The sequence below is a fragment of the Mesorhizobium sp. P2_B11 genome (genome assembly GCF_056404855.1).
The window spans coordinates 185,713-196,227 of sequence record NZ_JBFUDF010000009.1 but is presented as its reverse complement, the minus strand read 5'-3'; the positions used below and the strand labels follow the sequence as shown (position 1 = coordinate 196,227).

The 10,515-nt window shown below is 63.2% G+C and carries 11 protein-coding genes; 8 read left to right on the top strand and 3 right to left on the bottom strand.

Annotated features, from left to right (window positions below):
* Positions 1-88: 88 nt before the first annotated feature.
* Complete coding sequence (gene pncB / locus AC1DYJ_RS27835) at positions 89-1,393, bottom strand: nicotinate phosphoribosyltransferase (RefSeq protein WP_477282991.1); 1,305 nt, start codon at positions 1,391-1,393, stop codon at positions 89-91.
* A 174-nt stretch (positions 1,394-1,567) separates the two neighbouring features.
* Positions 1,568-2,536 carry a transcriptional regulator GcvA gene (gcvA, locus tag AC1DYJ_RS27830; protein WP_477282989.1) on the bottom strand — a complete coding sequence of 323 codons (969 nt, stop codon included), beginning with the start codon at positions 2,534-2,536 and terminating at the stop codon, positions 1,568-1,570.
* Positions 2,537-2,749: 213 nt separating this feature from the next.
* Here gcvA and speB point away from each other — a divergent pair, with 213 nt between their 5' ends.
* From speB to AC1DYJ_RS27790, 8 genes are all read left to right on the top strand, one after another.
* Positions 2,750-3,811, top strand: a complete 1,062-nt coding sequence (speB, locus tag AC1DYJ_RS27825; protein ID WP_477282987.1) for an agmatinase — start codon at positions 2,750-2,752, stop codon at positions 3,809-3,811.
* Between the two features lie 82 nt (positions 3,812-3,893).
* A complete protein-coding gene (locus AC1DYJ_RS27820) occupies positions 3,894-4,688 on the top strand; it encodes a transporter substrate-binding domain-containing protein (protein ID WP_477282985.1) in 795 nt (264 codons plus the stop codon).
* A 6-nt stretch (positions 4,689-4,694) separates the two neighbouring features.
* The gene (locus AC1DYJ_RS27815; RefSeq protein ID WP_477282983.1) at positions 4,695-5,351 is read left to right on the top strand and encodes an amino acid ABC transporter permease; all 657 of its coding nucleotides are present in this window, start codon (positions 4,695-4,697) and stop codon (positions 5,349-5,351) included.
* Positions 5,348-5,995: an amino acid ABC transporter permease gene (locus AC1DYJ_RS27810; RefSeq protein WP_477232058.1), complete on the top strand. Its 648-nt coding sequence runs from the start codon at positions 5,348-5,350 to the stop codon at positions 5,993-5,995. Before AC1DYJ_RS27815 ends, AC1DYJ_RS27810 begins: the two co-directional genes overlap by 4 nt.
* 68 nt (positions 5,996-6,063) lie before the next feature.
* A complete protein-coding gene (locus AC1DYJ_RS27805) occupies positions 6,064-7,152 on the top strand; it encodes an ABC transporter substrate-binding protein (RefSeq protein WP_477282981.1) in 1,089 nt (362 codons plus the stop codon).
* 168 nt (positions 7,153-7,320) lie between these two features.
* Entirely contained in the window at positions 7,321-8,358 is a 1,038-nt protein-coding gene (locus AC1DYJ_RS27800) for an ABC transporter ATP-binding protein (RefSeq protein ID WP_477282979.1), read from the top strand.
* A complete protein-coding gene (locus AC1DYJ_RS27795) occupies positions 8,355-9,209 on the top strand; it encodes an ABC transporter permease (RefSeq protein ID WP_477282977.1) in 855 nt (284 codons plus the stop codon). Before AC1DYJ_RS27800 ends, AC1DYJ_RS27795 begins: the two co-directional genes overlap by 4 nt.
* Positions 9,206-10,009 (top strand): ABC transporter permease, encoded by an 804-nt coding sequence (locus tag AC1DYJ_RS27790; RefSeq protein WP_477282975.1) that lies wholly within the window; start codon positions 9,206-9,208, stop codon positions 10,007-10,009. The genes AC1DYJ_RS27795 and AC1DYJ_RS27790 overlap by 4 nt, the downstream gene beginning before the upstream one ends.
* 264 nt (positions 10,010-10,273) lie before the next feature.
* Here AC1DYJ_RS27790 and AC1DYJ_RS27785 read toward each other — a convergent pair whose 3' ends face one another.
* Positions 10,274-10,432: a DUF1127 domain-containing protein gene (locus tag AC1DYJ_RS27785; RefSeq protein WP_477282973.1), complete on the bottom strand. Its 159-nt coding sequence runs from the start codon at positions 10,430-10,432 to the stop codon at positions 10,274-10,276.
* Positions 10,433-10,515: the final 83 nt, after the last annotated feature.

Genomic DNA, 10,515 nt, shown 5'->3' with positions numbered 1-10,515 from the left:
TTCCCCCACTCCGTCGCCGCTTCGCGGCGCCACCTCTCCCCCCTCCGGAGGGAGAGGAAAGGAGCCTCTGATGGGAAAGCCCCAGCCCTCAAACCTTGACCAGCTGCTCCACGCGATCCTTGGCCCCGAAAATCCGCAGATAGCGCTCGATCTCCTTCTTGTCGCCCGTTGCCTTGGCCGGATTGTCCGACAGTTTCACCGCCGGCCGGCCATTGGCCTCCGTCACCTTGCAGACCAGCGATATCGCATCGAGGCTGTTGGTTTCCGTCGGCGCGCAGCCTTCGAAATCGTTGGTGAGGTTGGTGCCCCAGCCGAAGGACATGCGCACCTTGCCCTTGAAGTGGTGATAGGTCTCCTCGATGGTCTCGACCTCGAGCCCGTCGGAGAAGATCAGCAGCTTCTGCCTGGGGTCTTTGCCCTTCTCGCGCCACCAGTCGATGATTTTCTCGCCGCCTTCGATCGGCGGCGCGCTGTCGGGGCGAAAGCCGGTCCAGTCGGCGACCCAGTCCGGCGCATCGCGCAGGAAGGATGCGGTGCCGAAAGCGTCGGGCAGCACGATCAGCAGGTTGCCGCCATAGTAACGCTGCCAGTCCTGCAGCACCTTGTAGGGCGACTGCTTCAGTTCCTTTTCCGTATCGGCCAGCGCCGCAAACACCATCGGCAATTCATGCGCATTGGTGCCGAGCGCTTCGAGGTCGTTGTCCATCGCCAGCAGCACGTTGGAGGTGCCGGTGAAGGCTTCGCCAATGCCTTCCTTCAGCGCCTCGACGCACCAGCGCTGCCACAGGAAGGAATGCCGGCGGCGGGTGCCGAAATCGGAAATGCGGATGCCCGGCAGCGCCTTCAGCCGCTCGGTCTTGGCCCACATCTTGGCCTTGGCGCGGGCATAGAGCACGTCGAGCGCGAACGGGCCGTAGGCGCGCATGGCCGCACGGGAACGCAGTTCGTTGATGATGGCCAGCGCCGGGATTTCCCACAGCGTGGTGTACATCCACGGGCCGCTGAAGGAGAGTTCGTACTGGCCGTCGCGCTTGTGGAGTTCGTAGTCGGGCAGCCGGAACCCTTCCAGCCAGGCTAAAAATTCCGGCTCGAAGATCTGCTTGCGGCCATAAAAATTGTTACCGCCGAGCCAGATCATCTCCTTCTTGGAGAAGCGCAGCGTGCGGGCATGGTCTAGCTGGTCGCGCAGTTCGCCTTCGTCGATCTCGTCGGCAAGGCGCACCGATGTGGTGCGGTTGATCAGCGAGAAGGTGGTGTCGACCTTGGGATACATGCCCCAGATCATCTGCAGCATCAAAAGCTTGTAGAAATCGGTGTCGAGCAGGCTGCGGACGATCGGGTCCAGCTTCCAGGTGTGGTTGTAGACGCGCCGCGCAATATCGGTTCTTGCCATGTCCTGCCGTCGCCTTCGCTGCTCAACCTAGCTTTTGTCTCACGCAATTCCGGACGGAAAACCGCCGCGCACTTTTCCTGGAATTGCCTGGCAAGAGCTTATTAGCATTGAATTTTTGAAAGCGCTGCCCGCTTTCCTGACTGGCCCGACAAAAAGGGCCGCTCCGATCCAGCCTCAGTTCTTGGCGCCAACCACCCGCAACGCCGGGCGTTTGCGGCGGATGTTGACGCGGCCGGCCACCGGGGCGTCGGCGCGACTGTCGGCCTGCTCCTTTTCGGCAAACAGCCAGTCGACGAAGAGTTGTACGATCGGCGCCGAGCGCATCTCGTTGCGGCAGACGACGTAGAAATCATCGACCGCCGGCACCGACAGGCTGAACGGCGCCACCAGCAGACCCCTGGCAAGCAGCATGCTGGCGGTGACGGAATCGCCAAGCGCCACGCCGTTGCCGTGCACCGCGGCTTCGATCGCGGTGCGGGCGTCGCCGAGATGGTGACGGCGGCCGCGCTCGAGGTCGAGCCCGTCGGCGGCGGCCAGCCAGGTGTGCCATTCGCGGCCGTCATCGCCATGCAGGATGACATGGTCGGCGAGATCCCTGCAGGTGCGGATCGGCCGGTTGTTGATCAGCGTCGGGCTGACCACCGGGAACAGCTCGAGGCCCGACCATTTGCGCATCCAGCAGTCGGTCCAGCTGCCATCCCCGTAAAGTATGCAGAGATCGACCTGCGGCGCGCGGATGTCCTTGGGGTCGTTGGACGGAACCAGCGTCAGCCTGATATCGGGGTACTGCGCCATGAAGCTGCCCAGCCGCGGCGTCATCCACAAAAGCAGCAGCGCCGGTACGCAGGAGACCGACAGCGTGCCGGCACTGGCTGGTCTGGTCATGCGCTGGGTGGCGGCGGCGATGCCGTCGAAGGCGGTCGACACCGCCGGCAAGAGCTCCGCGCCGTGCGGTGTGAGCTTTACCCGCTGCCCGGTGCGTTCGAACAGTTTTACGCCGAGCGATTGCTCAAGCGCCTTGATCTGGTGGCTGATGGCGCCATGGGTGACATTCAGCTCACTCGCCGCCTTGGTCAGCGAGGCATGGCGCGCCGTGGCTTCGAAGGCGCGCAGGGGATTTAGGGGCGGCAGACGCTTGGCCATTGGTACCCGGATAGTCTGTGAGATTTTCTCACAAGCAGCACCCTAACAATATCAATTGATTTTTCAATGCCGCTGCCGGACACTTTGGTCGGTCAACAGCATCAATGACGTGAAATCTGCAGGCAGCCAGCGGGACAGCGACCCGGCCGGATGACGGTCAGTTCGCAAATGGTACTGCTGCCGCATGCACCAGCCCGGCAGGAGGAGACCGACATGGGTTATGATCGTGGCAAGCTCGACGCGTTGCGCCGCAAATATGGCGAGAGCCATGGCGGCGAGATGTTCGACCCCAAGTTCAGGCAGGTCGCCGACAAGATCTTCACCAAGACCGGCACCCGGCTGGCGCCCTATTCCGGCATCCCCACCTTCCTCGCCGCTCCCTACCGCGAAATCGCGGCCGACAATCCGGATTTCGGCGATTTGCAGGTGGCCATCATCGGCGTGCCGATGGATCTCGGCGTCACCAACCGTCCGGGCTCGCGCTTCGGACCCAGAGCGCTGCGCGCCATCGAGCGCATCGGCCCCTACAACCATGTGCTGGAATGCGCGCCGACGCATGAGCTTCGCGTCGCCGACATTGGCGACACACCATTTCGCAGCCGCTACCGGCTGGAGATCAGCCATGAGGACATCGAGCGCCGCACCAACCAGATCGTCGATGCCGGCGTGCTGCCGCTGTCGGTCGGCGGCGACCATTCGATCAGCCACCCCATTCTGAAAGCGGTCGGCAAGAAGGCGCCGGTCGGCATGATCCATATCGACGCCCATTGCGACACAAGCGGGCTGTTCGACATGACCAAATTCCATCATGGCGGCCCGTTCCGCAACGCGGTGCTGGACGGCGTGCTCGACCCCACCCGCACCATCCAGATCGGCATCCGCGGCTCGGCTGAATATCTGTGGGAGTTCACCTACGAATCCGGCATGACGGTCGTGCACGCCGAAGAGGTGACCGGGCTCGGCATCCCCGCCATCATCGAGAAGGCGCGCAAGATCGTCGGCGACGGCCCGACCTACATCTCCTTCGATGTCGACAGCGTCGATCCGGCCTTCGCGCCGGGCACCGGCACGCCGGAAATCGGCGGCCTGACGACGCGCGAGGTTCTCGAGCTGCTGCGCGGCTTCAAAGGCCTCAACATCGTCGGCGGCGACGTCGTCGAGGTGGCACCGCAATATGACGCCACCACCAACACCGCCCATGTCGGCGCGCAGGTTCTGTTCGAGATCCTGAGCCTGATGGTGTTCAGCCCGGCCATTACGAGCAAGGGGGCCTGACGCACTTCACATGCAAAGGCGGTCGCCGCGCTGGAGCCGGCGACCGTTTCAAAACAAGCAAGCTTCCAGAAGGGGAATACCAATGACGTTTCACATGAAATCAACCGTAGCAGCCGCGCTGATGCTCGCCGGCCTCGGCTTCGCCTCCCAGGCCCATGCCGACGCCGTCGACGACATCACCAAGGCCGGCGCCATCAATGTCGGCATCTTCTCCGACTTCCCGCCCTTCTCCTCGGCCAGCGCCGACATGAGCATCAAGGGCTATGACGTCGATGTGGCGCAGGCCATTGCCGACGCTCTGAAAGTGAAGCTCAACCTAGTTAGCGTCACCGGCCAGAACCGCATTCCGTACCTCACCGACAAGCGCGTCGATATTCTGATGAGCGTCGGCTACTCCAAGGAGCGTGAGGAGGTGATCGATTTCGCCGCCGCATACGCGCCCTACTACATCGCCGTCATCGGCCCGGCAGCGCTCTCGGTCAAAGGCAAGGAAGACCTCGCCGACAAGTCGATCGCCGTCAATCGCGGCACGCTGGAAGATACGTCGCTGACCGAGGCTGCACCGGCATCGGCCGACATCAAGCGCTTCGACAACTACAACTCCGTCATCCAGGCCTTCATCTCCGGCCAGACCCAGCTGATGGTGGTCGGCAACGATGTCGGCGCCCAGGTGCTGGCTAAGCAGGACGCGCTGAAGCCGGAGCAGAAGTTCCAGCTTTTGACCTCGCCTTCGCATATCGGCCTCAACAAAAAAGAGGACCGGCTGAAGACGGCGGTCAATGACGCGGTTGCCAAGATGCTGGCCGACGGCAAGCTCGACGAAAGCTCGAAGGCCTGGCTGAAGACGCCGCTCAACCCCGACAACCTCAAGGATTGAGTTCCCGTGGCTTTTGCCTGGCTCCCAGGTGCTCTGGGCGACATTACGCGCGGCGCGCTCACGACGATCCTGCTGATCGTCGTGACCACGCTCGTGGGTACGCTGCTCAGCATCCTGGGCGCTGCCGGCCGGCGCAACGGCCCGGTGTTCGTGAAGCGCGCCATCGCGGTCTATGTCGAGGTGATGCGCAACACGCCGTTCCTGGTGCAGCTGTTCTTCATCTTCTTCGGCCTGCCCAGCCTCGGCATAAGGCTCGATCCGATCCTGGCCGCCATGCTGGCGATGACGCTCAACATGGCGGCCTACACGATTGAAATCGTCGGCGCCGGGCTGGATGCCGTGCCCGGCGGACAGACGGAAGCCGCTCTTTCGCTGGGGCTTCGGCCACGCCAGGTGTTCATCAAGATCGTGCTGCCGCAGGCGCTGAAGGTGATCTATCCGGCGTTGACCAGCCAGATCGTCATCATGATGCTGGAATCGGCCGTGGTGTCGCAGATCGCCGTGCGCGAGCTGACCTATGAGGCCGACATGCTGCAGGCGCGCACCTTCCGCTCCTTCGAGACCTATTTTGTCGTGACGCTGGTCTATCTCGCTCTGTCGATGGCCCTGCGCCGGCTGCTGGTCACGGGCGGCCGCCGCGTGTTGGGAGCTGGCGTGACATGATCGAATTCACCTTCTGGGATATCGTTCGCAATCTGCTGCTCGCCGCGCGCTGGACGGTGCTGTTGTCGCTGGCCGCTTTCGTCGGCGGCGCGCTGGTCGGGCTGGTCGTGCTGTTCTTCCGCATCGCGGAGAATAAATGGAGCCGGCGCATCGCCTCCGGCTACATCGCCTTGTTCCAGGGCACGCCTCTTCTGATGCAGCTGTTCCTGATGTTCTTCGGCCTGCCGATGCTTGGCCTGCGCATCGAGCCGTGGACAGCCGCGGTGCTCGGCCTGACCTTCTTCGCCAGTGCCTATCTGGCCGAGATTTGGCGCAGCGGCGTCGACGCGCTGCCGCGCGGGCAGTGGGACGCCGGCGCCAGCCTTGGCCTTCACCGCTTGCAGGAGCTGAGGCTCATCATCCTGCCGCAGGCGTTCTCGATCACACGGGCGCCGATCGTCGGCTTCCTGGTGCAATTGATCAAATCGACGGCGCTGACCTCGATCATCGGCTTCGAGGAGCTGGTCAGGACGTCCAACGCCATCAACAACGCCACCTTCGAACCGTTCAAGGTCTACGGGCTGGTGGCGCTGATCTTCTTCGTCATGTGCTTTCCACTGACGCAATACGCCCGTACGCTCGAACAACGAGCGGCGGCCCACTGACGCCAGGCGGCGACAGTGCGTGAAGGGAACCTGCCGGGACAGACCGGCATCAACTGAGGAGAAATCGGATGAACAGACTGATCGGAAAATCCCTGACGCGGCGCGGCGTGCTTGGCGCGGGCCTGGCCACCGCCGGCGTGCTGGCCATGCCCTCGATCCTGCGCGCGCAGGACAAGTCGCTGAAGGTCGGCGTCTATGGCGGCTACTTCAAGAAATCCTTCGACGAGCACGTCTTCCCCGACTTCACCAAGGCCACCGGAATTGCGGTGGAATCGGTCGCCGAGCCGACCGGCGAAGCCTGGCTGGTGCAGCTCGAACAGGCGGCGAAGGCCGGCCAGGCGCCCGCCGACCTTTCGATGATGTCGCAGACCTCGACGCTGAAGGGCCAGTCGACCGAATTGTGGACGCCGCTCGACACCTCGAAGTTCAAGCACTATGGCGACCTGCTGCCGCGCTTCATCAACAAATACCCGGATGGCCGCGTCGCCGGCATCGGCGCCGTCGCCTGGTGGATCACGCTTGTTACCAACACCGACGTCTACAAGGACGCGCCGACCTCGTGGGACGCGCTGTGGGACAAGGCCAATGAGGACAAGCTCGGTCTTTTGGCGCTTGCCTCCAACTCGTTCCTGCTCGAAGTGACGGCCAAGACCTTCATGGGCGGCACCAATGCGCTCGACACCGAGGACGGGCTGAACAAGGCGTTCGAGAAGCTCGCCGAGCTGAAGCCGAATGTGCGGTTGTGGTATCGCGACGAGGCGCAGTTCGAACAGGCGCTGAAGTCGGGCGAAATCCCGATGGGCCAGTATTATCACGACGTCACCGGGCTCGCGGTCGCCGACGGCTTCCATGTCCGCTCGACCTTCCCGAAGGAAGGCGGCATCCAGGATTCCGGCAATTGGGTGCTGTCGCGCGCCTCGACCAAGGTCGACGAGGCACATCTCTTCATCGACTATATGAGCCAGCCGTCGATGCAGGGCGTGATGTCGCGCAAGGTCGGCACCACGCCGACGCTGAAGAAAGAGGTGCTCGACCTCAAGCCGGAAGAGTTCGCCGCGGTGTCGTCGGATATCGATCCGATCATCCCGCGCTACGACCTCTATACGTCGAAGGCCGACTGGATCAACCAGAAGTGGACCGAGCTGATCGTCGGCTAATCGGGCCAATCTCTTGAATCTGACTGGCTGCCGGGCACTGCCCGGCGACCAGTTGGAGCAGTTCACCGTTTCACGGAAACGGCGACCCGCTTCTTGTTTCCAAGCAATTCCGGACGGAAAACCGCTACACACTTTCCTGGAATTGCTCTAGCGCTGAGAGGGATGAGCATGCCCGGACTAGACATCAACGCCATCACCAAAAAATTCGGCAATTTCGCCGCCGTCGACAATGTCCAGCTCAACGTGCCGCATGGCACGTTCGTGTGCCTGCTCGGCCCGTCGGGCTGCGGCAAGACCACGCTCTTACGCATGATCGCCGGGCTGGAGGAGCCGACCAGCGGCGCCATCGTGCTCGACGGCGAAGACATCACACCGCTGCCGACGCACAAGCGCAATCTCGGCATGGTGTTCCAGTCACTGGCGCTGTTTCCGCATCTCTCCGTCGGCGACAACATCGCCTATGCGCTGCGCATTCGCGGCGCCTCAAAAGAGGAGCAGAAGAAACGCGTCGACGAGTTGCTGAGCCTCATCCATCTGCCCGGCTTTGCCGACCGTCCGGTGGCAAAACTGTCGGGCGGCCAGCGCCAGCGCGTGGCGATCGCCCGGGCGCTTGCGCTGTCCCCAAAACTGTTCCTGCTCGACGAGCCGCTGTCGGCGCTCGACGCCAAATTGCGCGAGGCCATGCAGGTGGAATTGCGCCAGCTGCAGCAACGGCTCGGCATCACCACCATCGTCGTCACCCACGACCAGCGCGAAGCCATGACCATGGCCGACCTCGTCGTTGTCATGGGCCATGGCAAGATCCTGCAGGCGGCGCCGCCGATCGAAATCTACCGCAAGCCGGCGGACGCGTTCGTCGCCGACTTCATCGGCATCACCAATCTGCTGCCGGCGGAGATCGACAGCGGCGGCCGCACCACCATTTTGGGCACCGCCATTCCAGGCCTTGCCATGCCGGCCGGTCAGACCAAGGCGTCCGTATCGGTCCGTCCTGAGGATGTGCATCTGGGCAGCCCCGGCGGCTCGGCCATCACCGGCGAAGTCAGCTTCGTGCGCGATCTCGGCGGCACCATCGAGACCTTCGTCGACGTCGGCGGCACCAGCATCATCGCGGTGACGACGCCGCGCGAGCGGCATGACGTGCCGGTCGGCGCCAAGGTCGGCGTCACGCTGCCGCCGGCCAGCTGCGTGGTGCTCGGCGCATGAGACGCGAAGCTCCGAAGTCGGTAGCCGACTACACGCCGCTGTTCTTTCCGGCGCTGATGCTGATCGTCTTCTTCGTCGTGCCATTCTCGACGATGATCGCGGTGAGCTTCTTCAAGCGCAATCCGTCCGGCTTCTACACGCCGGATTTCGTCTTCGACAATTACGCCCGCTTCCTGTCGGTGTTCTTCGGCGGCGTGCTCGGCTTTTCGCTGATGCTGGCGGTGCTGGTCGCGGTCTGCTGCGTCTGCATCGCCTTCCCCTTCACCTACCTGCTGACCCGCCGGCCGCGCCGCGTGCAGACGCTGTGGCTGGTCGGCCTCTTGTCTGTGCTGTCGCTGTCGGAAGTCATCATCGGCTTTGCCTGGTCGACGCTGTTTTCGCGCACGGCAGGCATCACCAATCTGTTCGTGGCGATCGGGCTGATGGACAAGCCGGTGGCGCTGCTGCCGACCTTCGGCGCGGTGCTGACCGGCATGGTCTATCAGGCGCTGCCTTACACCATCCTGGTGCTCTATCCCGCTTTGGTCCGCCTCGACCCGACACTGCTGGAGGCCGCGCGCACGCTTGGCGCCTCACCGATCAAAGCCTTCTTCAACGTCGTCGCGCCGGCGCTGCGCAACACCATCGTGGCAACGCTGATCATGGTCTTTGTGTTCGCGCTCGGCTCCTACCTGCTGCCGCAGATCCTAGGGCGGCCGCAACACTGGACACTGTCGGTGCTGATCACCGACCAGGCGATCTACCAGTCCAACATGCCGTTCGCAGCCGCGATGGCGGTGTTCCTGGTGCTGATCTCGCTGGCGCTGGTCGGACTGACCCTCCTCGTCGGACGCCGGGAGAACGCCCTATGACCGCGACCTTGCTGCGTCGTGTCTATTTCACCATCGTCGCTCTGTTCCTGGCCGCGCCGCTGATCGTGGTGGCGGGCGTATCGATCAACGCACGCCAGGAACTCACCTTCCCGCCGGTCGGCTTCTCGCTGGCCTGGTATGGGCAGATTTTCAACGATCCGGAATGGCGGCTGGCGCTGATCCATTCGGTGACGCTCGCCGTCTGTTCGGCGGCGATCGCCGTTGCGGTGGCGCTGCCGCTGGCCTGGTTCCTGTGGCGGCGCATCGCGCCATGGGCAAACATTTTTCAGGTGCTGGGGCTCGCCCCCTTCATCCTGCCACCGGTCATCACGGCGCTCGGCTTCCTCTCCTTCTGGGCGACGGTCGGGCTGTTCGGCCAGTTCTTCACCGCCATCATCAGCCACGCCATCTTCTTCGTGACGCTGCCGCTGGTGACGCTGTCGCTTGGCTTTGCCTCGATCGACCGCTCGCTGGTCGAAGCCGCCGCCACCATGGGAGCCGACGACCGCACGGTGCTGAAGACCGTGGTGCTGCCGCTGATCCTGCCCTACCTCGTTTCGGGCTATGCCTTCGCCTTCGTGCTGTCGCTCAACGAATACATCGTCGCCTATATGACGATCGGCTTCACCACTGAGACGCTGCCGATCAAGATCTTCAACGCGCTGCGCTACGGCTACACGCCGACCATGGCCGCGGTGTCGGTGTTCTTCGTTGCCGTGGCGGCACTGGTGTTCGGCTCGATCGCCAGGTTCGGCGATATTCGCAGGCTGCTCGGCGCGATGTCGTCGGACGGCAACTGAGCCAAGCCAGGCGGCTTTGCATAGCGAGACTTCAAGATCCGACCGATCTGGACCAGATTCAGGAGCACAAAGAAAAGGTTCCAGCCCACGACGTTCATGAGCGGCGCCGGCTGGCTGTAGAAATACACGGCAAGACAGATTGCGGCCGCTGTGGTGAGAATCCGCAGCCGCAAAATGTCCAGCGTGAAGTAGGCGATCACATACAAGATGTTCGCCATGTTTATCAGAAGGTCCATGTCCCTGGTTCCAATGGGTGCCGGGCACTCAGACGAGACGGTCCTTGAAGTGTTCCCGGACGGCAAAGGCGATCGCACCGCGGCGAATGCCTATGTCCTTCAGGATGTGGTCAGGCAGTTCATGCAAAGCCCTCTCGGCCCTGCGTGCTCTCAGCCCGATCGAAACGCGCTTCAGGTAGTGAAACATTGCTTTCTCCATTCGTGAGGAATCGCGGGCCGGGAATGCGGCATGCCGTTCCAGGCGCCGTGCTGTTCATGTTTGCCGGTTGA

Excerpts from the sequence above, each read along its gene's own strand:
- pncB (WP_477282991.1), bottom strand. The coding sequence starts at position 1,393 with ATGGCAAGAACCGATATTGCGCGGCGCGTCTACAACCACACCTGGAAG.
- gcvA (WP_477282989.1), bottom strand. The coding sequence starts at position 2,536 with ATGGCCAAGCGTCTGCCGCCCCTAAATCCCCTGCGCGCCTTCGAAGCC.
- speB (WP_477282987.1), top strand. The coding sequence starts at position 2,750 with ATGGGTTATGATCGTGGCAAGCTCGACGCGTTGCGCCGCAAATATGGC.
- AC1DYJ_RS27820 (WP_477282985.1), top strand. The coding sequence starts at position 3,894 with ATGACGTTTCACATGAAATCAACCGTAGCAGCCGCGCTGATGCTCGCC.
- AC1DYJ_RS27810 (WP_477232058.1), top strand. The coding sequence starts at position 5,348 with ATGATCGAATTCACCTTCTGGGATATCGTTCGCAATCTGCTGCTCGCC.
- AC1DYJ_RS27805 (WP_477282981.1), top strand. The coding sequence starts at position 6,064 with ATGAACAGACTGATCGGAAAATCCCTGACGCGGCGCGGCGTGCTTGGC.
- AC1DYJ_RS27800 (WP_477282979.1), top strand. The coding sequence starts at position 7,321 with ATGCCCGGACTAGACATCAACGCCATCACCAAAAAATTCGGCAATTTC.
- AC1DYJ_RS27795 (WP_477282977.1), top strand. The coding sequence starts at position 8,355 with ATGAGACGCGAAGCTCCGAAGTCGGTAGCCGACTACACGCCGCTGTTC.
- AC1DYJ_RS27790 (WP_477282975.1), top strand. The coding sequence starts at position 9,206 with ATGACCGCGACCTTGCTGCGTCGTGTCTATTTCACCATCGTCGCTCTG.
- AC1DYJ_RS27785 (WP_477282973.1), bottom strand. The coding sequence starts at position 10,432 with ATGTTTCACTACCTGAAGCGCGTTTCGATCGGGCTGAGAGCACGCAGG.